The sequence below is a fragment of the Paenibacillus sp. FSL H7-689 genome (assembly GCF_000517905.1).
GTDB classification, from domain to species: domain Bacteria; phylum Bacillota; class Bacilli; order Paenibacillales; family Paenibacillaceae; genus Paenibacillus; species Paenibacillus amylolyticus.
Genome location: NZ_ASPU01000021.1, coordinates 360,168 through 380,513 on the forward strand (window position 1 = coordinate 360,168; position 20,346 = coordinate 380,513).

Annotated in this window: 21 protein-coding genes; 10 read left to right on the forward strand and 11 right to left on the reverse strand. The window is 46.9% G+C overall.

Going from position 1 to position 20,346, the window contains the following annotated elements:
• Positions 1-20: 20 nt before the first annotated feature.
• On the reverse strand, positions 21-914 hold the full coding sequence (locus tag C170_RS18965; protein ID WP_036612930.1) for a LysR family transcriptional regulator: 894 nt from the start codon (positions 912-914) through the stop codon (positions 21-23).
• A 166-nt stretch (positions 915-1,080) separates the two neighbouring features.
• On the opposite strand from C170_RS18965, the gene C170_RS18970 reads away from it, so the two are divergent.
• Entirely contained in the window at positions 1,081-1,938 is an 858-nt protein-coding gene (locus C170_RS18970) for an alpha/beta fold hydrolase (protein ID WP_036612931.1), read from the forward strand.
• Between the two features lie 159 nt (positions 1,939-2,097).
• On the opposite strand, the gene C170_RS18975 is transcribed toward C170_RS18970, so the two are convergent.
• The 4 genes from C170_RS18975 to cidR form a co-directional block, all read right to left on the reverse strand.
• On the reverse strand, positions 2,098-2,769 hold the full coding sequence (locus tag C170_RS18975) for a hypothetical protein (RefSeq protein ID WP_036612933.1): 672 nt from the start codon (positions 2,767-2,769) through the stop codon (positions 2,098-2,100).
• A gap of 46 nt (positions 2,770-2,815) precedes the next feature.
• On the reverse strand, positions 2,816-3,490 hold the full coding sequence (locus tag C170_RS18980; RefSeq protein ID WP_036612936.1) for a GNAT family N-acetyltransferase: 675 nt from the start codon (positions 3,488-3,490) through the stop codon (positions 2,816-2,818).
• Between the two features lie 254 nt (positions 3,491-3,744).
• Positions 3,745-4,602: a carbon-nitrogen hydrolase family protein gene (locus C170_RS18985; protein WP_036612939.1), complete on the reverse strand. Its 858-nt coding sequence runs from the start codon at positions 4,600-4,602 to the stop codon at positions 3,745-3,747.
• 112 nt (positions 4,603-4,714) lie between these two features.
• Positions 4,715-5,599 (reverse strand): cidABC operon transcriptional activator CidR, encoded by an 885-nt coding sequence (cidR, locus tag C170_RS18990; RefSeq protein ID WP_036612948.1) that lies wholly within the window; start codon positions 5,597-5,599, stop codon positions 4,715-4,717.
• Positions 5,600-5,884: 285 nt separating this feature from the next.
• Here cidR and C170_RS18995 point away from each other — a divergent pair, with 285 nt between their 5' ends.
• The 5 genes from C170_RS18995 to C170_RS19015 all read left to right on the forward strand — a co-directional run bounded on the left by C170_RS18995 (position 5,885) and on the right by C170_RS19015 (position 9,297).
• Positions 5,885-6,256 carry a CidA/LrgA family protein gene (locus C170_RS18995; protein WP_017691758.1) on the forward strand — a complete coding sequence of 124 codons (372 nt, stop codon included), beginning with the start codon at positions 5,885-5,887 and terminating at the stop codon, positions 6,254-6,256.
• A complete protein-coding gene (locus tag C170_RS19000) occupies positions 6,253-6,933 on the forward strand; it encodes a CidB/LrgB family autolysis modulator (protein ID WP_036612968.1) in 681 nt (226 codons plus the stop codon). The genes C170_RS18995 and C170_RS19000 overlap by 4 nt, the downstream gene beginning before the upstream one ends.
• Before the next feature lie 105 nt (positions 6,934-7,038).
• A complete protein-coding gene (locus C170_RS19005; protein ID WP_036612972.1) occupies positions 7,039-7,557 on the forward strand; it encodes an AbrB/MazE/SpoVT family DNA-binding domain-containing protein in 519 nt (172 codons plus the stop codon).
• A 127-nt stretch (positions 7,558-7,684) separates the two neighbouring features.
• Positions 7,685-8,380, forward strand: a complete 696-nt coding sequence (locus C170_RS19010; protein ID WP_036612977.1) for a Crp/Fnr family transcriptional regulator — start codon at positions 7,685-7,687, stop codon at positions 8,378-8,380.
• 77 nt (positions 8,381-8,457) lie between these two features.
• Positions 8,458-9,297 (forward strand): DNA alkylation repair protein, encoded by an 840-nt coding sequence (locus C170_RS19015; protein WP_081745984.1) that lies wholly within the window; start codon positions 8,458-8,460, stop codon positions 9,295-9,297.
• A gap of 125 nt (positions 9,298-9,422) precedes the next feature.
• Here C170_RS19015 and C170_RS19020 read toward each other — a convergent pair whose 3' ends face one another.
• Positions 9,423-9,803 (reverse strand): DoxX family protein, encoded by a 381-nt coding sequence (locus tag C170_RS19020; RefSeq protein WP_051447288.1) that lies wholly within the window; start codon positions 9,801-9,803, stop codon positions 9,423-9,425.
• A gap of 423 nt (positions 9,804-10,226) precedes the next feature.
• Between C170_RS19020 and C170_RS19025 the strand changes: the two genes are divergently transcribed.
• The gene (locus C170_RS19025) at positions 10,227-10,526 is read left to right on the forward strand and encodes a winged helix-turn-helix transcriptional regulator (RefSeq protein WP_026081419.1); all 300 of its coding nucleotides are present in this window, start codon (positions 10,227-10,229) and stop codon (positions 10,524-10,526) included.
• Positions 10,527-10,630: 104 nt separating this feature from the next.
• On the opposite strand, the gene C170_RS19030 is transcribed toward C170_RS19025, so the two are convergent.
• From C170_RS19030 to C170_RS19050, 5 genes are all read right to left on the reverse strand, one after another.
• Positions 10,631-11,635 (reverse strand): Gfo/Idh/MocA family protein, encoded by a 1,005-nt coding sequence (locus tag C170_RS19030; protein ID WP_036612979.1) that lies wholly within the window; start codon positions 11,633-11,635, stop codon positions 10,631-10,633.
• A 68-nt stretch (positions 11,636-11,703) separates the two neighbouring features.
• A complete protein-coding gene (locus C170_RS19035) occupies positions 11,704-13,362 on the reverse strand; it encodes a glycerol-3-phosphate dehydrogenase/oxidase (protein WP_036612984.1) in 1,659 nt (552 codons plus the stop codon).
• Positions 13,363-13,763: 401 nt separating this feature from the next.
• Positions 13,764-15,251, reverse strand: a complete 1,488-nt coding sequence (gene glpK, locus C170_RS19040) for a glycerol kinase GlpK (RefSeq protein ID WP_036612987.1) — start codon at positions 15,249-15,251, stop codon at positions 13,764-13,766.
• Between the two features lie 28 nt (positions 15,252-15,279).
• On the reverse strand, positions 15,280-15,849 hold the full coding sequence (locus tag C170_RS19045; RefSeq protein WP_036612991.1) for a glycerol-3-phosphate responsive antiterminator: 570 nt from the start codon (positions 15,847-15,849) through the stop codon (positions 15,280-15,282).
• A 191-nt stretch (positions 15,850-16,040) separates the two neighbouring features.
• Positions 16,041-16,808, reverse strand: coding sequence for a GTP cyclohydrolase II (locus C170_RS19050; RefSeq protein ID WP_036612994.1), 768 nt, complete (start codon positions 16,806-16,808; stop codon positions 16,041-16,043).
• A 323-nt stretch (positions 16,809-17,131) separates the two neighbouring features.
• Here C170_RS19050 and C170_RS19055 point away from each other — a divergent pair, with 323 nt between their 5' ends.
• The 3 genes from C170_RS19055 to C170_RS19065 all read left to right on the forward strand — a co-directional run bounded on the left by C170_RS19055 (position 17,132) and on the right by C170_RS19065 (position 20,249).
• Positions 17,132-18,406, forward strand: a complete 1,275-nt coding sequence (locus C170_RS19055; protein WP_051447289.1) for an ABC transporter substrate-binding protein — start codon at positions 17,132-17,134, stop codon at positions 18,404-18,406.
• Positions 18,407-18,534: 128 nt separating this feature from the next.
• Positions 18,535-19,401 carry a carbohydrate ABC transporter permease gene (locus C170_RS19060; protein ID WP_036613110.1) on the forward strand — a complete coding sequence of 289 codons (867 nt, stop codon included), beginning with the start codon at positions 18,535-18,537 and terminating at the stop codon, positions 19,399-19,401.
• Positions 19,402-19,421: 20 nt separating this feature from the next.
• Positions 19,422-20,249 (forward strand): carbohydrate ABC transporter permease, encoded by an 828-nt coding sequence (locus C170_RS19065; protein WP_036612996.1) that lies wholly within the window; start codon positions 19,422-19,424, stop codon positions 20,247-20,249.
• Positions 20,250-20,346: the final 97 nt, after the last annotated feature.

A 20,346-nucleotide genomic window follows, 5' to 3' on the forward strand; every position in this document is an offset into this window, starting at 1 on the left:
AGGCTACAAGAGCTGATGAATCAATATTCTTTAAAATATTTCAGTAGTTCCGATTGGAAACTTTCAGCAGTAAAACTACGCTCTCGATTTTTATGAACAATCAGACCATGCGTAAAGCTTATTTTAGAAGTAAAAGGAAGAATTTTTAATCTACCCATCTTTAGTTCGTTTTTGATCGCTATTTTAGGGACCAAGGCAAAACCTTTTCCACAGCATACAAGTTCCTTGATCATCTCAAGACTTGAAAGCTCTAACGCATCCTTAACCACAATCCCTTCATTCTTTAGAACATCTACAGCAGTCGTATGATACAAACAAGATGTGCCGTTACTGATAAACACCTCGTCATTTAGAATCTGCGCCCCTACACTTTCCACTTTCCGAACCAAATCCTCAGATGCAACAAAAACAATAGTCTCTTCCATAATCGGATAAAAGAGAATGTCATGTCGCTCAGGGTTTTGAGGAACAATGCCAAAATCCAGGGCATAATCCAGCACACTTTTTAGAATATCTTGATGCGCCCCTTGTTTAACACGTAAATTTACGCTTGGAAAGTTTCTCGTATATTCCTGTACAAATGGAAGCATGCGTGTAAGAAAAAAGGATTCCTGTAGTCTAATATTTATTGTTCCGCACGGCTGATTCATATCATTCATACTTTCTTTAAGGGATTCACTTAAGTGGACATACTGATAAGCATATTTGGAAAATACTTTTCCGGCTTCCGTAGGTTCCACCCCTCGTGGAAATCGATGAAACAACTTCTGTCCGCAGATCTTCTCCAGCTGTTGAATATGAGTTGTTACTGTGGACTGGACATAACCTAAGCGCTCCCCAGCTCGGCTGAAACTCTTCTCTTCAAGCAAAGCAATAAATGCCTGAAAATAACGACCCTCTAAGGAATTTATCATATCTTTCACCCTTTTGTATTTTGATTTGAAATAGCTAGTATTCAATCTATTCGTTATTCAAATGAATAGTTTAATTATACAATAAAAACACGTCATCACCAGTTCTACAAGTAAGTAAGAGAAATAATATTGGACTTCTTAATGAATCCAGAAGGAGATGTAAAAAATGAAGATTAGTTATCAGCACCAGAAAGTTGGAGATGTCGAAGTTTTTTATCGTGAAGCCGGGCCTAAGGATGGCCAAGTTATTTTACTATTACACGGGTTTCCATCCTCTAGTCATATGTTTCGCGACCTTATTCCCAAACTGGCAGAACAATACCGTGTCATTGCCCCTGATCTTGCTGGGTTTGGTCGTACAACAACTCCACCCCGTAGTCAGTTTGACTTCACATTTGACAGCCTGTTTCGAGTTATTGAAGGTTTCACTGAAGCATTAGCTCTTAAGAAATATGTAATGTATGTGTTTGATTATGGGGCACCTGTCGGTTATCGCTTGGCAGTGGCTCACCCGGAACAAGTTCAAGCCATTATTAGTCAGAATGGCAACGCATATGTCGAAGGGTTTAGTGACGCATGGGGACCTTGGGAGATGTATTGGCACTCTCCAACACCTGAAAATCGTGAAGCATGTCGTGATTCCTTAACCCCCGAAACTATCCGTAACTTTCAGTATCTTCATGGAACTGATGCTAGCCTTGTTTCACCAGACGGATATTCACTGGATATTGCCTACATGTCACGCCCGGAAGCTGAAGAAATCCAACTGGATTTAATCCTCGATTATAGAACAAACGTGGATCTTTATCCTGAATTTCAGGCTTATTTCCGCAATTATCAACCTCCTCTTCTAGCTGTATGGGGTAAAAATGATCCTGCTTTTCTTCCTGCTGGAGCTTTAGCTTATAAGCGTGATATCCCATCTGCAGAAGTGCATTTACTTGATACTGGGCATTTTGCTCTCGAAACACATGTGACAGAGATCCATGAGCTCATTCACCACTTCTTAAAGAAAATATTTTAAAACCAACTTACATTGGCTCAATCTCAACCTCGAACTAAATAGAAAAAACCCGTAGAAAGCAGGTCCAATAATGGCCTGTTCTACGGGCTTTTTGCATCTGTCATCATTCTTCAAGGTACTTGCAACGCCACTATGATTTAATGTTCTATCCCGTCCAGTTTACAACGGCAGTAGCGCAACCGACTTGCGAGCAGTCAATTGCTCTACCATGGCAAGCCATTCCTGCGGTTTGTTAGGAAGCACAGCATAATATCGATTCAGGAAATCAGCCACCAGACTGGCTGGCAGTTCATCAAGCGACTCATCGCCTGGCATGAAACACAGATCCAATCCGCCAACTGCTTCACCGTCACCTTGCCAGGATGGATGAACATACGGGAAGTCCAGACGCTGATATCCCAGATGGGACAGCACTTCGCGACGCACATACGGGTCCATCGGCTTGATGCCGCCAAACTCATGATCCTGACTCAGATAAGGGTTATAGATTTCGGCAAACATACCGAACAATTCTTTCCCGTTTGCTGCAGCCAGCTTTTGCAGATCACGCTTGCGGTGATTCGCCAGGAAACTGCCGATCCCCAGACCTTCACGCCCAATAATCGTGAAGTCCGTCATGGCTACGTTCCAATCCTCGTAATAACGGTACTCTGTCGCTCCAACAACCTGTCCCTCATGCACAGCCACGAACACCCGAATACCCGGATCTTCCAGCGGTTCTTCCCACAGGGGGAAGTCAAGCACTTCTTCCCGCGGGAAAATCTCCTGCATCAACTTGTGCATTTGGGCAAACAATGGATCTTTAATGGATGTAATACGCGTGAATTCCATGAATAAATACCCCCTCGATTGATGATGTATTTCGTTTAACATTTCTTTATCTGAACGGATTCCGCCACTCCATCAGGGCTGCATAATTGCAGGATTCCTCATCGTCCAGATAGTCCGCTGTCACACCAACTGGCATGCGCCCACAACGAAGCAGGAACGATATCACCGGATCACGTCTTTCTCCCGCTGCCACCTGGTTCAGATATTCCTGCGCAGACAGTTGGTCTGCAACCAAATGATAACCGGGCATTCTACCAGCACCCAGTAACCGATCCATCCCCTGAGCGATGACAAGGTGGTACATCGCCTGCATCATAAGCTGAGCCAGTCCCCATTTGCGGTACTTTGGACGAACACAGAGATCAACAATATACAGCGTGTTGCCATCCGGCTGGTGGTTACGAATATAACCGTCATCCGTTACTTGGGCCCAGGTATGACTTGCTGGATGTGCAGGGTCCCACTGCATCCGTAGCGAGGTCATTGATCCGGCCAACTCTCCATCGACTTCAATACAGATGGCACCCTCCGGGTAATGCTGTACATGACTGGTGAGCTGCTCGTGACTCCAGAGCAGTTCTTCCGGATAAGGAGGAGGGAAACTCTCCGCCTGAATGCGAATGAGTTCCTCAAAGTCGGCAGTAACATAATTGCGAACGACTGCTTTTACCCTTTTGCCACTTCGCTCCGGGTCGGTAATCAGCATTTCTTTGGTATACATGTTGCCGGTTCACCCCTTTCCACTGACAAAATGAATTCCCTACTCTGTTTCGCTTCGGTTTTAATTATGTGTTCAAAAAGGTCGGTTTTCAGTACCGAGAAGATGGGATGAAGCTAGAAATGGAGTAGCGGAGCGTAGGGAAGACTACGTGAGCAACGGACATTTCGGCTGAATTCCATATTCGATGCTGATGATGCCACTAGGCATCCTTCGTAATCAAAAGCGGGCTTTTTGAACAACCTCTATAAGGTTGCCTACTCCCAATCGGTATACAGATCAGTACGGCGGTCACGCCAGGTCGTTACCGATCCACGTTCACGTACCTCATACAACAAGTCCAGATCCAGATCGGCGGTCACGATCATATCGTTGTTAATCTCACCCTCGGCCAGAATGCCACGTGGCGGGAACGGAATATCATTCGGCGTAATAATTGCAGCCTGTCCATAGTTGGCACGCATGAAATCAACGGTCGGCAGGTTACCCACTGTTCCGGTTAACACAACATACACCTGATTCTCTACCGCGCGGGCATGACTCGTATAACGCACACGGTAGAATCCGTGACGATCGTCCGTACAGGAAGGACAGAAAATTACGTCTGCGCCTTTGGCTTTGGCCATCCGTACAATTTCCGGAAATTCAATATCGTAACAAGTCAGCATCGCAATACGGCCTTTGTCCGTGTCGAACACCTCAAGTCCCTCTCCGGGAGCCATGTTCCATTCCTGGACTTCGGTTGGTGTAATGTGAATCTTGTCCTGCCGCGCGATGCGACCATCCGGGTAGAACATGTGGGCTGTATTATACAGCTTCCCTTCACGGCGAATGACGTGGGTTCCCCCGATGACGTGCATGCCGTACTTGGCAGCGAGTGACGTGAACAGTTGTTCATATTGCTCCGTAAAGTTTGGCAGATCCTCAATTGTCAGAGCATTGCCTTGTTTGTCCCCAATGGACATTAATTGCGTTGTGAAAAATTCAGGGAACAGCACAAATTCAGTTCCGTATTCGCTCGCTGTCCGTATGTAATGCTCAGCCTGAGCGGCGAACTGCTCAAACGAGCTGATTGTGTGCAATTGGTATTGTACAGCGGATACCCGCAGTTTCATGTTCGTACACCTCCATCAAGATTATGCTTCCATTGTAACAACGATCCGGGGTCAACAAAAGAGTATTTACACTGGGCACTACAATGACAGAATAACCTTCCGATCGCTTCCCTTACTCACCCAGCATCGACTGTGTGAATCCGATCCACTCTCTTGTGGCAAAAGACAGATAGCGGTCCTTCCGCCAGATCATGCCGAGTTGCCATGGAATCACCGGTTCCACCACGGGTATAATGCGCACGCGCATGTTGTCTACCTCACGACAGATCGTCTCCGGTAGCAAGGCTACTCCCAGATTGGCGGCAACCATCGCGCTGAGCAGATCCCACTGGGAGCTCTCATATACCACACGGGGCTGGAACCCAGCATGCTGACAGGCCACAATAATCCGGTCATGCAATGCAAAATCCTCCCGAAACAGCACAAAGGCGTCGTTTTCCAGTTCATGCAGGGCAACCGACTCTTTCCCTGCAAGTGGATGTGAAGGGTGTACAAGCAGGTTCAGCTTCTCTTTCACAAACACAAAATGATCCAACAGTTCATCCACGGTTGGCAGTACGGCAACGCCAATATCCAGTGCACCACTGATCACATCGGCCTCCACTTTTTTGGCACCATCCTCAAACAGCTGAATGGTCACCTGCGGGTAGGCTTTGTGAAATTCACCAATGATCATGGGGAAAAAGCTTGATCCTACCATTGGCGGCAAGCCGATCCGCAGATGGCCTTTCTTCAAATTCATCAGGTCGTCCAATTCGGACGACAGACTGCGGAATGATTTTTCAATCTCAAGTGCCTGCCGAAAAAACACATGACCTGCATCGGTTAGTTCAACTTTCTTCCCATAACGGTCCAGTAAAGTGATACCCAATTCCTCTTCAAGACTCTTGACCGTCTTGCTGATCGTAGGCTGGGTGATATACAGAACTTCGGCGGCTTTTGTGAAGCTCTGCTGCCGGGCAACTTCCAGAAAATATTGCAAATGGCGGATATCCATCGGTTGATTCCCACCTCTCATAGATAAATGGAATAGTAAACATTCTTAATATGCATTTTACTCATGAAAGAATGCAATGTAAAATTTGTGATATCAAATGAATCATTTTCATAATACCTTTGGCTGCTTCAATCAGGGCTAGATATAGATCAAAACGATTCAATTTGTCTATATCTAGTTACATAAATTCACTTTTAGTGAGTTATGAAATTGATTCAAGTAACGTTTCCATTCATTTTCATAATAACTCAAAGGATTACGTTGATTATACAAGGAGGGATTGAAGTGAAAAAATGGGGCCTTGGTATTGCACAAGTTGCGCTCTTAATGGTTTTTTCACTGCTCATGGACCTGCTGGCCCGTACTCTCCATCTTCCTGTACCCGGTTCAATACTCGGTATGGTTGTGTTATTCATTCTGCTTCAGACTCGTGTCGTGAAGCTGCGCTGGATTGAAGTTGGAGCTGCCTGGCTGCTCGGTGAACTATTGTTATTTTTTATCCCGTCAGCCGTTGGCATTATGAACTATATGCCCATGCTGGAGCATGACGGATTGCAAATTTTATTCATCGTACTACTTAGTACATTCCTGGTCATGTCCTGCACAGGCCTGGTGGCTACACGAATTGCCAAACGAAAGGAGCGTCACACCGGATGATTGGATTCCTCTGCCTATTGTTAACCGTCGGTATCTATTGGGTTACCAAACGAATGTATAGCAATCTGCCTAAAGTATATCTGTCTCCGTTGCTCATTACACCGCTTCTTGTTGTTGGCATATTGCTTGCAACCGGAACGGATTATGCCACGTATAGCAGTGGTGGCAAATGGCTGAGTCTGCTTCTTCAACCGGCCACGGTGGCTTTTGCCGTACCGCTCTATACCTTTTTCCATGTACTCAAAAAACATATTTCCGAGATTGTCTTCAGTGTCATGACCGGTTCGGTCGTTGCCGTACTTTCTTCTGCCCTGCTCGCCAAATGGTTGCGCCTGGATTCCGGTCTCATTCATAGTCTGATCCCAAGATCGATCACCACCCCAATTGCCATGAACGTATCCGCCACTATCGGTGGCATACCCGCAGTGACAGCTGTTTTTGTTATTATGACTGGTCTGCTCGGAGTAATTATGGGCCCTTCCATCGTCAAAATGCTGCGCATCGATGGGGAAATTGCACGAGGCACACTGTTTGGAACCGGTGCCCATGGCACAGGGACATCCAAGGCGTTTGAACTGAGTTCCCTGACCGGTACCATCTCCAGCATCTCCATGGTGCTCGCTGCATTGTTCACTTTAGCGGTTGCACCCGTGCTTTCTAAACTTATTTTCCCATAATGGATGGAATTATCCACTTTTTTGAAATATTATTGTTGTATTAAAGCCCTTTCTTCCTTACAATAAGGACAGGTTTTTAATTGTGAATATTGCGGGGGAGATGCGATGAAAAGAACCGGAATGAAGAGATCTCTGGACCGTCTTGGACGAATTGTCCTTCCCAAAGAAATGCGGGATACGATGGAAATCCATATCGGCGATCCGCTTGAGTTTTTCATTGAAGGAAAAGAGTTGATTTTAAGAAAGTACAAATCAACATTATGTATTTTTTGCGGTGATGTAGATACGGAAATGTATTTCAAAGAACAATTCATCTGCCGGACTTGTGCAATTCAATTAAAACACCCGGATGACTCTCCCAACTGGTTCGTACCTCAGAACAAACAGGCTCCTGCACCCGTGGAGCGTCCTGCTTCCAAATCCGCCCCAGTCTCATCTCCCGCTAGGGAAGAAGGGACCACAGCTGACAACCAAGAATACCCGGACCTCCGGCCAAAGACGGCACGTATGCTGCAACAGATGAAAGAAATTGTTGAACAGAATCCCGGTTTGGCTCAACAGCAAATTGCGGAAAAGCTTGGCATCAGCCAAGGACGCGTCTCTCAATTAAAAAAGTTACTATAATCAAAATGGCATTTGATCATTTATAGTCAGAAGACCTTCCGATCAGGAAGTCCCGCTGCAAGAGAACCCGTTGTTTTTCGTGGGTTCTTCTTTTTTTTATATTCATATTGTAATGGAAAGGAGTTCTATGGATAAAATTCTGTATTTATCACAATTCGACCTCATGTCCTCCTTATCCGAGGCAGACCTGATTGAAATGGATGGGATGACTTCTATTACGACCATACCTAAAAACAGACAGATCCAGACACCCGATACGTTTACAGAAGGTTTCTATTTTGTAAAACGGGGAAAGGTTCGTTTATATACATTAAATCCGGAGGGCAAGCAGTTCACTCTCGATATTTTGACGGAAGGTAACGTGTTTGGAGAAATGAACGGAATCTCACTCGGAACACGCGCCGTTTATATCGAAACGATGGAGGAGTGTGATATTTGCCTGATGAACAAACAACGTTTTGAACAGTTTCTGATTGAACATCCAGAATTTATGATGAGACTGATGAACGTACTAAGCGAGCGGATCAAACGAATGAGCGAGTTGACACAGACGCTCGCACTCGGAAACCTGCATGAAAAGGTGTTACATAATCTCTTCCGGCTGGCTGAACAGATGGGATGGATCGAAGAAGATGAATACTGCCGGATTCAACTCGGGCTTACCCATCAGGAGATTGCCTGGATGGCGGGAGCCACACGGGAATCGGTTACGATTGTCATGCAAGACTTGGTAAAATCTGGCCGTATTCGTACCGGATTCAAATCAGTCTCCCTTCATCGTGACGAAATCGCTAACCTCCGGAAAATCACTGACCACTTGTAAGATGCCTTACATCCCTGTTCTCCAGCAAGTTGTACTGTATAACTCATGATGTTATACAACCAAGGAGGAGTATACCGTTGGATGCTAAGCCAGATCTATTTATCCCTGAAGACATTTTTCTTCGCAAAGGTGCCCGTAAAGCAACGGAAATTCCTGAGCATATCCGCAATTGGCTACAAGCAGGACATATCGAATCGGTCAATCTGACCGAATGGCTGGCTGTAGATCATGTTTCTCTTTTTCAGAAGGTTACCCATGAATGGGGAATGGATGCCGAAACCAGAGCAATTACAGAGCAGTTAACACAGATGGATGAGCAGCGGATCATGAAAATCATCCCGGCCATAGCCATGCAATGGCTTGATCTGTTGAAACGTCCATCAGTCAATGAAAAAACGAATCTCTTTTGTTCCATTGCAGAGCATCGTTCAGACAGTGTTCGCTGCTGGGCGGCTTATATCATTGGGCTGGATTCCGGTCTGAACCTGACTGAAAAGTTGGAGCATATTCGGCCCTTTGCAGCAGATCATCACTTTGGTGTAAGAGAAATCGCCTGGATGGCTGTACGGGAGTCCATCTCTGCCGAATTATCCTTAGCCTTGCAGCAGTTAATCCCATGGAGCGTTGACTCTGATCCACTGATCCGTCGCTTTGCCATAGAATCAATCAGACCTCGTGGCGTCTGGGCCAAGCATATTCAGGAGTTAAAAGAAAATCCGGCCATGGCCCTTCCCTTGCTTGACGCAGTAAAATCCGATGCCCATAAGTATGTACAGGATTCGGTAAGTAACTGGCTGAACGACGCCAGCAAGACCAATCCAGAGTGGGTGCGGCAGGTCTGTGCCACTTGGACTCAGCAGTCGGATACCAAACATACGCGGCGAATCGTTACACGTGCCACGCGAAGTCTTACATAAAAAAAGATGACCACCGCTTACTGGCAGTGGTCATCTTCTGCATAGGCATCCGCGTTTACATTCCTTTTGACAGGAATACCTTTTCCACGTTGAACAGCCCAATTACGTTCCCTCTTATCTTTAACTTACGCCTGAATCGCGTCCATCTGGCCTTCTTCTTCCGCTTCCAATCTGCGCATGCCCACAACCAAAACAATAATGTTAGCTACCAACAACACAGCCGGGAACGGAACAGCAGCGTATTGTGCATAGATCAGATGACTTCCCACGGCCCCAATCAGAATGAAGGTCAGTATGCCAGAAGCCAGGATGCGAGTCCGTGGAATCAGCAGTCCTACAGCACTAAGCAACTCCGCAGCGCCCAGCAGATACATCGTCCATGTCGGATAAGAGAAACTTTCGAATGTCTGAATCATCATATCTGCCCCACTAATCTTGTTAAACCCCGTCATGACGAAGACACCTGCTAACACAACCAGAAAAACGTAACCCAAAATCTTGTTCATATGTAGATCCTCCTGTAACAAATTATATGTTCCTACTATGTAATGATTATTTTTGCTGCACATTGTAAAAAAAGAATCTATGTGAAAGTTCCCAAAGGTCACTCTGTTTTCAAGCGTTCAGCCCAGTTCAATTTTCAGAATAGTACGCGTTCATATTATACGTATTATTTATCACCAACTTACTTTTGTGAAGTTAGTATATAATAATAATATAATTTCTTCAAGTAATTTTTCGCTGTATGATGTATAATACATACAAAAGGTATGTTACAGTATATTTTGTAGTAACCCTCATTTACTTGGATGTCCTATATTCTTAAAGCGGCAGAAATCATGTCCTTTCATATACAACTTTGAAGAAAATAATTATGAATCGAGGTGAACACGTTGAAGCTGAAAAAAGTAAAATCACCAAGTCCCTGTATGATCACTCAAGCAATAGACATCATAGGCAAGAAGTGGGTACTGTTAATCATGTACCAACTGTTGTCCGGACCCAAGCGGTTTACGGAGCTTGAAGCAGAGATGGCGATCAGTGGACGACTTTTATCGGAGCGATTGAAGGAAATGGAGACGGAAGGTATCGTAACCCGACACATGTTTCCCGAGATACCTCCCCGTGTAGAGTATGAATTAACACCTAAAGGCAGAGCCATTGAACCTGTCATTGATCAGATCTACAGTTGGTCATCTGACTGGTTGAAACAACAAAAATCCGAGTAGTTGAATTGCTGCTCAATAATCTCTACTCAACACAAATACGCCTGAATCAGGCTGATCTGCGGATCATTCCCTGATTCAGGCGTATTTATATTAACTTCAACCTTTTAATGAGAGAGATGTTTAGAAGGCTGAAGCTGTACAGGCAGACCGGAATCTGCTGATGCCAACGCCGCCGTCGTAATCTCCTGTGTACGGCAGGCATCCGCATAATCGGACAGAATTCGTGAACGGTCTCCCGTACGCAGGGCGTGAATGAACGCTTCATTCTCACGCTCGTATGGATTATGTCCTACCGGAATCTCCAGACCTGCCATCGCATGTTTTGCGGCACTTGGCAGAAGCAAACGTTCTGGCGTCCAATCCCACACACCTGCATCCGTGTAGAACTGGAGTCCTGCGCCACCCTCTCCGTCTGGCAACAGACATGTATTGGCGATACTAGCAATCGCTCCACTTTCCAACTTAAGCGTCACATTTGCCACATCGGCTACGGTCACATGCTCATGCTTCTCATGCATGCTTCGCTGAGCTGCTACAGCATATACCTCCGTAACTTCTCCTGCACAATACCGAAGCAAGTCTACAATATGTGTAGTCTGCTCTACGAATTGCCCTCCTGAACCGTCCTGACGCCGCCACCAGGCGACCCCTGGCATTCCGCCCATCCAGCGGCCAAGAGCCATGCCGACCGTCTGTTCTTTCATCGCTTGCCGCAGGACCTGCGCAGCCTCCTGATAACGGAAATGGTATCCTACAGAGGTTAACAATCCACTCTTTTGCACCTGATCCAACACCTGACGTGGAACGTCCATTCCAGTACTCAGCGGTTTCTCCACCAGGAATGGAATACCGCGGCGGATTAATTCGGACTCAATTGATCCGTGAGACATCGGAGGCACACAGATATACACCGCATCCAGCTTCTCACCATCCAGCATATGTTCAAGTTCCCCGTAACCAACAGCATCATAAACGAAGGCCATAGCCTCTGCCTTTTCGAGCGAAGTTCCACAGACACTCGCAACACGAACACCTTCCATCCGTGCGAGAATATCCGCGTGTACCTTACTGAACCAGCCTGTTCCAATGATTCCGATCTGTAATGTCATGGATGTAATCCCCTCTCTATGTTACACGCTTACATGTTCCATTCGACTCTCGATCTTGAAATCCTGCCTCAGATTTTTCCGGATGCTTCCAGCAACAGCTGATCCAGTTCCTGTGTATGTTTAACCACTTCCTCTTCAGACCAGTCCAAACGACCTGCCATATACGAGATAACTGCTGCTTTATAGCGACGAACTTCATCAATACGGAAGAATAAATCACCTGTTCTTCGTACCAAAAAGTCAGATGGGGTTGCAGCCATCTCTTCATCAATCGCGTAACGCAGCATCAGCAATAGCTCCTGTGGCATGCCATGAAGCTCGGACTTGGTGCGTGGATCGGGCATTCGCTCATATAGTGCCTCCACATTGGAACCATACGTGCGAACCAGCCGCTCAGCAGCAGGTCGAGCAAGTCCTAAGGCAACACCATCCTTGATCTTGCGCTCCGCATACGATACAAATCCAGCCGATCCCCCTACATCACCGCCGGAAATCGGCATCTTCTTCGTTACACAAGGGCCTATGGAATGCCCACTCTCCTGCTCCATCTGGCGTGCGACCAGATCAACAACCATCTCGGCCATTTTACGGTATCCGGTTAACTTGCCCCCGGCAATCGTAATCAGATTGGATTCGGATACCCAGACTTCATCTTTACGTGATATTTCGGAAGGATTCTTGCCTTCCTCATGAATTAGTGGACGTACACCCGCCCATCCGGATTCCACGTCCTTGGTACCAATGTGTACATCTGGAAACATGCCATTAACTGCATCAATCACATAATCGCGATCCGAGTCGGAAATTTGCGGGTGTGCAGGATCATCCTGATATACGGTGTCGGTTGTACCTACATAGGTTTTGCCATCACGCGGGACAGCAAACACCATTCGACCATCTGGTGTATCAAAATAGACAGCCTGCCTCAATGGGAATCGTTCACCATCAAAGACCAAATGAATACCTTTGGTCATCTGTAGCGTTTTCCCCTGGCGTGAACCATCCAATTCCCGCAGACCGTCCACCCATGGACCGGAAGCGTTGATCACCTTGCTTGCTTTTAGCGTATAGGTCTGCCCATCGATCTGATCCAGAGCTTCAATACCTGTAATCTTGCCATTCTCCTTTAGGAAACCTTTCGCCTTAACGTAGTTCACTGCCTGTGCCCCACGTTTGACAGCTTCTTTCATGACTTCTATGGTAAGTCTAGCATCATCAGTCCGGTACTCCACATAGAGTCCACCACCCAACAACCCCTGTTTGCGTAACAGAGGTTCACTGTCTGACACCGCTCCAGCATTCAACATTTGGCGCCGTTCACTGCGCTTCACCCCGGCGAGCCGGTCATACACCATCAGTCCAATGGATGTGCTGAAGCGGCCGAACGTGCCAGCCGTATAGATCGGTAACAACATCGGTTCCGGTGTGGTCACATGTGGCCCATTCTCATAAACTACAGCCCGCTCCCGTCCTACCTCAGCAACCATCTTCACTTCATAATGCTTCAAATAACGTAATCCGCCATGGACAAGTTTGGTCGAACGACTGGATGTACCTGCTGCAAAATCCTGCATTTCTACAAGCGCCGTCTTCAACCCACGCGAAGCCGCATCCAATGCAATCCCTGCGCCTGTAATCCCGCCGCCAATAATCAATACGTCAAAATGTGCATTCGCCATATTTTGCAAATATTCGGTCCGTTGTGCTGACGAGAACGTTTCTGTCATTCTTGAACCTCCCATTGATTTTCTCAATTTTTCCGTAAAAAAACAAAAAAAGGACCACGTCATTCGCTCAGCAATTGCTGAGCGGCACGTGGTCCCTCCCGATCTCCAGACATCATTTTTTTAACTTGTGCCTTTATCCTATCACAGATTTTTGACGGCGTGAAGTCCTGAAATGACACATTATTCAAAAAAAATTCAAAAAGTTGTTCTGCCAAAGGATGGAATTTCAAATGAATCCACTAACCTTGTTTTTTTCCTTATAGTGGATATATATTTTGCCTTCTCCAGGAAGAACAACCCTGTAAATCATGCATCATTTTCCACCAGTAAATATCATTTATAACATATGTTTAGTTAAAAAGTACAAATACCCACACCAAGAAATATTCATTTCATTTCTTTTATTTAAAAGCCATTGCTGCGTTCACTGCACGCTTCCAACCTGCATACAATTCTGTTCGTTGTTCCTCAGCCATAACAGGCTGGAAGACATGCTCCGTATTTTCATGATCCGTCAATTCATCCGCACTCGTCCAATATCCTACCGCCAATCCTGCCAGATAAGCCGCACCCAATGCAGTCGTTTCATTCACCGTTGGGCGTTCGACAGGAATGCCCAGAATATCACTCTGGAACTGCATGAGAAAATCATTGGCCGCCGCCCCGCCATCCACACGCAGAGCATGCACGGGAATACCCGAGTCGGATTCCATTGCCTCCAGTACATCTTTGGTCTGATACGCCAACGCCTCAAGCGTAGCACGGATAAAGTGTTCCTTTGTCGTGCCTCGTGTCAGGCCAAACACCGCACCCTTAACCTCACTATCCCAATACGGACTGCCCAATCCCACAAATGCAGGTACCATATAAACGCCGTCTGTCGAAGGCACACGTGAGGCGTAATCCTCGCTATCTTTTGAAGAGCGAAGCATCCTTAATCCGTCACGCAGCCACTGAACCGCTGAACCTGCAACAAAAATGCTGCCTTCGAGCGCATATTCAACCTTGCCATTCATCCCCCAGGCAATCGTTGTAATCAGTCCGTGATTGGATTGTACCGGGTTCTCTCCCGTGTTCATAAGCATGAAACAACCGGTACCATATGTATTTTTCATACTACCCTTGGTGTAACAGCCCTGACCAAACATCGCTGCCTGTTGATCTCCTGCCGCTCCCGCAATCGGAATCCGATGACCGAAGAAATGATAGTCTGTTGTGTGTGCATACACCTCGGATGAACCTCGCACTTCTGGTAGCATAGCCTTGGGAATGTCGAGGATATCCAACAATTCGTCATCCCATTGCAGATCATAGATGTTATAGATCAGAGTACGTGAGGCATTGGATATATCCGTGACATGTGTACCCCCGCTCAGTTTCCAGATCAGCCAGCTATCAATCGTGCCAAACAGCAATTCACCCTTCTCTGCCCGCTCCCGGGCACCAGGGACATGATCCAGAATCCACTTCACCTTTGTTCCCGAGAAGTAGGGATCGATCAGTAATCCTGTTTTACGGCGGAAAAGGTCCCCGAGACCCTGCGTCTTCAATTCTTCACAGATATCTGCGGTCTGTCTGGATTGCCATACCACTGCATTATAGATGGGTCTGCCTGTTTCTTTGTCCCATACAACAACGGTCTCACGTTGATTCGTAATTCCAATTCCGGCAATCTGAACAGGTTTAATTCCGCTCTCTGCCAGACATGAAGCCATCACGGCAAGAATGGAACTCCAGATTTCGTTGGCATTCTGCTCTACCCAGCCCGGTTTGGGGAAATATTGAGGGAATTCCTGCTGTGCAATGTGCACAATCTCCCCGCCACGGTTAAATAGAATAGCTCGGGAGCTTGTTGTTCCCTGATCCAGAGCCAATATATATTTTTCCATACAACCAACCTCCTGTTGTGGGTTCTTTTTACGGTGTAAGCGATTTCTGGAAGTGTCGGATCAGATCTGTGTTGGATGTGGTCACTGCCGTAGCCCCGACGCCAAGCGCAAGTTCAACCTCTTCCGGTGAACGGATCAATCCCCCTGCAATAATGGGTATCCCTGTACGCACAGATACTTCCGCAATAATATGCGGAATGACGCCAGGTAATACTTCAATATAATCCGGTTGGGTTTTGGCCAGCAGCAGATAACTTTTCTCCAGCGCATGGGTATCGAGCAGAAAAATACGTTGAATCGCTGTAATGCCTTTCTGCTTTGCCTTCTGAATGACACTCGCTCGCGTAGAGATCAGTCCTGCCGGGCGAATGTGCTGACACAGATACTCTGCCGCATACTCATCGTTTTTCAATCCCTGTACCAGATCTGCATGCAAAAGTATCTTTTTGTCATACCGCCGCGCCTCGTCCATTACACTCTGAAGCTGTGCAATATGCGTTTCCAGCATCACCCCATAGGTATAAGGGCCTTCAATCATCGCTTCAAACTGCTTCATGCTCTTTGCAGCCGGCAATATACGTTGTCCCTCAAATGGCACCTTGGTTCCTCCCGCATTCATCAGATGCCTATATTGTATAATCCGTACTGTACGAACGGCAAGCCTTCCGTGAATCAGGAAAATCTGAGCGCTATGCTAGTATCCATACAAAAAAGCCGCTGCTGTACTTCTCCATAACGGAGAGTACTACAACGACTAATCCACTAATCGATTACGTCTATTAATAATGATTAACCCTGCGCATGCGGAAGCAGCGTCTCTGCCCCAGCCCAACCATCACTTTCTGCCAAATGACCGGAACGGTTCACTTTCGTTTGCAGATACTTCTCGTTAAAAGCAGAGCGATCTCCCCATAGTGGCACACGTCCACCCACATTTAATCCCGCTTCCTGCAAAGCAGCCAGCTTCCGTGGATTGTTGGTGATCAATGTAACCGGTGCGGAGCGAAGTGCACGCAGCACAGCAATCGCATCGTCATAATTACGAGCATCGTCCGTGAATCCGAGCTGTAAGTTCGCATCTACCGTATCCAGACCTTCTTCTTGCAAAATGTACGCCATGGCTTTGCTGAACAGACCAATGCCACGTCCCTCATGGTTCGCAAGATAGAACAGTGCACCCGCTCCATGAGCAGCGATCATTTTCATGGATTGCTCCAATTGGAAGCCGCAATCACAGCGTTTGCTGCCAAAGATGTCGCCTGTATGACAGATACTATGCATCCGGATCAGCGCTTCTTGTGCTTCAGCAAAGTCACCGTACACCAGAACACTGGATTGTTGACGCTCTGCCAGTTCAGCCTCAGCAAGGGATTCGATTAACTCGCCGCTCTCCATCGCTTTGTCCGATTTCATCCAGCTATACCACTGGAATGTCTTGGTCTCCCCATCGAGGTTAACCGGAAGCTTGATTGGTCCCACCAGGTATATGAACTCTTTTCCACTCGGAAAAGTCTGAATTTTGGGGGCAAGCAGTTGAATAATATGTGAATTGATCATTGTCGTTCCTCCTGTTTAGGCCAACTTGTATGTTGATTGATTCGCATCCAGCGTGAAATTGGATCACTTGGATGTTATATAGTACGTATCTATATTATTCTCATCATCATTAGTTACTTTATGTAAGTTAGTTTAGAATAAAAATTATAATGTGTCAAGTAACTTTTATTTTTAAAGTAACTACCCAATTTATGTTACGCAATCGACACAAATATGTGTTTCATTTTAGGAATATTGGGTATGAGTTTATAAACTGCTCATACACTAATGTTGTAGTCCAAAGCACTTCATGCCTCGAACTTAATGATGAGGGGGTAATACACATGATCCGCCGGAAAAGAACATGCTGGACAGCCATACTGATGGTCTGCGTCCTGCTCATAAGCGGATGCTCCATCTGGCCCGGACAGGACGATTCAGCGAACAACAAAAAGGTAGCGCTTACATTATGGTACTGGAATCGTTCCATCGATGATAAGTTGATTGCCAGGGCTAAGGAAAAGTTCCCCAATATCGAACTGACAGCTCAGAAAATCGGCGGTGATTTCAAAGCAAAACTCAAAACAACACTCGCTGCACGCTCAGGTGAACCAGACATTGTGGCATTGAACGACTGGATCATGGAGCTATTCCCCAGTGAGGACCGTTTCTATAATCTGTATGATCTCGGTGCAGGAGATATTGAAGACCAATATCTGCCGTGGAAATGGAAGCAAGGCGTTACGCCAAGCGGACAGATGATCGGTTTCCCGATGGATACGGGCCCAACAGCCCTCTTCTACCGAGAAGATCTGTTCAAGGAGGCCGGATTGCCATCTGATCCCGAAGACGTTACACGCCAGATCAACAGCTGGGATGCATATGCTGCTGCCGGAGAACAGCTCAAGGAAAAATTCGGAGGCAAGGTTTTTCTAACCGACAATATTGCAACCGTTTACAATCAAGTCATATCGCAGTCTGCGGAGCGTTATTTCCGGCCGGACGGGTCCTTTATCGGCATGGATTCCCCTATTGTGGGCAAGAGCTGGGATACGGCCGTTGCTTTCAAAGAGAAGGGACTGCTAGCCAATGCAGATGGCTGGACTCCAAGCTGGAACGCCGCGATGAATAATGGCGAAATCGCCTCTTTTGTAGGTGCCGTCTGGATGAAACAAGTGCTTCAGGAAGCCGCTCCGGATACCTCCGGGAAATGGCGGGTCGCTCGGGCACCAGGGGGAGATGGCAACAACGGGGGATCATTCCTGTCCATCCTGAAGTCGAGTGAACATCCTCAGGAAGCCTTTGAACTGGTTCGCTGGCTGCAAAGTCCCGAAAATCAACTGGAGCAATATCAGACACTGAACCTGTTCCCTTCTGCACCAGGTGTGTTTAATGATCCTGCCATGAAAGAAAAAGAACCTTTCTTCGGTGGACAGGCGACAGGGCCTGTATTTGCCGAATCGGCACAGGATGTGCCGGATGCTTTCTTTGGCGAACGATATCCATCCGTACACAACATTATCACCCGGCGGCTGAATGATGTCGCGAAGCAAAATGCCGATCCACAGCAGGTCTGGACAGATACAGTACACCGCGTCGAGCGGGAATTGCAGCGTTAACCTGAAGAACGTGTGGTTTCGTTATCCGCAAAGGAGGAATTCATATGGCTGTAACTGAACCTCGTCTTACTCCCGATCCCGGAAATGCAAGACCTGATCTGGATCGGCAGAAGTCACTATGGGCGAGAATGTGGGAACATCGTGCACTTTATGTTGCGATATCGCCGTTTTATATTCTGTTTGCGGTGTTTGGCCTGTTCCCGATCGGATTCTCACTCTATCTGGCTTTTCATAAATGGGATGGCATCGGTGTCATGACGTTTAACGGACTCAACAATTTCAAATACATGCTGACCGATGCCGAGTTCTGGCAAGCCGTGGGCAACACGTTCATGATCTGGATCTATTCGACGATTCCGATGCTCTTCTTTGCCCTGATTATTGCCTTTTTGCTGCATGCACCATTTGTGAAGTTCCGTACCCTGTTTCGGGTCGGTTATTTTCTGCCAAACGTCACATCCATTGTAGCGGTAGCCATTATCTTCGGTGCTTTATTTGCCAACAATTATGGCTTTCTCAATTATCTGTTGCAGTCGGTCGGGCTACCGGTTGTGGAGTGGCTTAATGCACCATGGGGCATTAAAGTCGCAATCTCCTCCATGGTGGTCTGGCGCTGGACCGGATATAACGCCGTCATCTATCTGGCCGGACTTCAGAGTATTCCGCAGACATTATACGAAGCGGCCAAGATTGATGGCGCATCAGCGATACAGTCCTTTTTCCGAATTACAATTCCGATGCTGCGTCCTGTGATCCTGTTTACGGTCATTACATCAACGATTGGCGGTATGCAACTGTTCACCGAGCCACAAGTATTGGTAGGCAATGACGGTGGCGCAGGTGCAGCAGGCATGACGATTGTACTGTACCTCTACCGTGAATCCTTCATTAACAATTACTTCGGATATGGCGCTGCCGTTGGTTGGGGCATGTTCCTCATTATCGCCCTGTTCTCGATTGTGAACTGGAAGCTTGTTCAAGGCAAATCATCCTGATGTGATAAGGGGGAGCGCACATGGCGACCAAACACCTCAAATCGCTGGTGTTGTATACCGGTCTTATCGGGGGCATGCTCATATCCATGTTCCCGTTCTATTGGCTGATTGTAATGTCTACCCGGACAACGTCCGATATCTACAAGTTTCCACCCCAGCTCTGGTTCGGGGGCGAATTGTGGAATAATATTACGCGGGTGTTACAGCAGATTGACTTCTGGGGAGCTTTTCTGAATACGTTGTTTGTGTCGGGCCTCGTGACCATACTTGTACTGTTTTTTGACTCACTGGCGGGGTTTGCGTTTGCGAAGTTTGAATTTCCTGGCAAAAAGTGGCTCTTCATCTTGCTGCTCGCAACCATGATGGTACCTTCCCAGCTGTCGCTGGTGCCTTCCTTCGTACTCATGGCTACGTTCGGTTGGGTCGGTTCCTTCAAAGCTCTCATTATTCCGGGCATGGTGAACGCCTTCGGCATCTTCTGGATTCGCCAGTATGCAACAGAGTCCATTCCCAACGATCTGCTGGATGCGGGCCGCATCGACGGCTGTAATTTCTTCCGACTCTATTGGAACGTGGCGCTGCCAATTCTGCGACCTGCCTTTGCTTTCCTCGGCGCGTTCACCTTTATCGGCGTATGGAATGATTATCTGTGGCCTTTGATCGTCCTGACGGATGAACGCAAATACACGTTGCAGATTGCGTTGTCTCAATTGAACGGACTGTACAACACAGACTATGCAATGGTCATCGCAGGCACGTTGCTTGCCGTCATCCCACTCATCGTGATGTTCCTGTTCATCAGCCGCCAGTTTATTTCGGATATTGCCGCAGGGGCGGTGAAGGACTAAGATTGTGGCATTTTGATCCATCCCTCAAGTCTGATATTCTTATCTATAGATGAAATAACAGATGCCATATAAGTTGGATGAATAGCACCAAGTGCAC

Excerpts from the sequence above, each read along its gene's own strand:
- C170_RS19050 (WP_036612994.1), bottom strand. The coding sequence starts at position 16,808 with ATGATCAATTCACATATTATTCAACTGCTTGCCCCCAAAATTCAGACT.
- C170_RS18970 (WP_036612931.1), top strand. The coding sequence starts at position 1,081 with ATGAAGATTAGTTATCAGCACCAGAAAGTTGGAGATGTCGAAGTTTTT.
- C170_RS19025 (WP_026081419.1), top strand. The coding sequence starts at position 10,227 with ATGATCACTCAAGCAATAGACATCATAGGCAAGAAGTGGGTACTGTTA.
- C170_RS19005 (WP_036612972.1), top strand. The coding sequence starts at position 7,039 with ATGAAAAGAACCGGAATGAAGAGATCTCTGGACCGTCTTGGACGAATT.
- C170_RS19000 (WP_036612968.1), top strand. The coding sequence starts at position 6,253 with ATGATTGGATTCCTCTGCCTATTGTTAACCGTCGGTATCTATTGGGTT.
- C170_RS19030 (WP_036612979.1), bottom strand. The coding sequence starts at position 11,635 with ATGACATTACAGATCGGAATCATTGGAACAGGCTGGTTCAGTAAGGTA.
- C170_RS18980 (WP_036612936.1), bottom strand. The coding sequence starts at position 3,490 with ATGTATACCAAAGAAATGCTGATTACCGACCCGGAGCGAAGTGGCAAA.
- C170_RS19010 (WP_036612977.1), top strand. The coding sequence starts at position 7,685 with ATGGATAAAATTCTGTATTTATCACAATTCGACCTCATGTCCTCCTTA.
- C170_RS18965 (WP_036612930.1), bottom strand. The coding sequence starts at position 914 with ATGATAAATTCCTTAGAGGGTCGTTATTTTCAGGCATTTATTGCTTTG.
- C170_RS19065 (WP_036612996.1), top strand. The coding sequence starts at position 19,422 with ATGGCGACCAAACACCTCAAATCGCTGGTGTTGTATACCGGTCTTATC.
- cidR (WP_036612948.1), bottom strand. The coding sequence starts at position 5,599 with ATGGATATCCGCCATTTGCAATATTTTCTGGAAGTTGCCCGGCAGCAG.
- C170_RS19020 (WP_051447288.1), bottom strand. The coding sequence starts at position 9,803 with ATGAACAAGATTTTGGGTTACGTTTTTCTGGTTGTGTTAGCAGGTGTC.
- C170_RS19055 (WP_051447289.1), top strand. The coding sequence starts at position 17,132 with ATGATCCGCCGGAAAAGAACATGCTGGACAGCCATACTGATGGTCTGC.
- glpK (WP_036612987.1), bottom strand. The coding sequence starts at position 15,251 with ATGGAAAAATATATATTGGCTCTGGATCAGGGAACAACAAGCTCCCGA.
- C170_RS19060 (WP_036613110.1), top strand. The coding sequence starts at position 18,535 with ATGTGGGAACATCGTGCACTTTATGTTGCGATATCGCCGTTTTATATT.
- C170_RS18975 (WP_036612933.1), bottom strand. The coding sequence starts at position 2,769 with ATGGAATTCACGCGTATTACATCCATTAAAGATCCATTGTTTGCCCAA.
- C170_RS18985 (WP_036612939.1), bottom strand. The coding sequence starts at position 4,602 with ATGAAACTGCGGGTATCCGCTGTACAATACCAATTGCACACAATCAGC.
- C170_RS19035 (WP_036612984.1), bottom strand. The coding sequence starts at position 13,362 with ATGACAGAAACGTTCTCGTCAGCACAACGGACCGAATATTTGCAAAAT.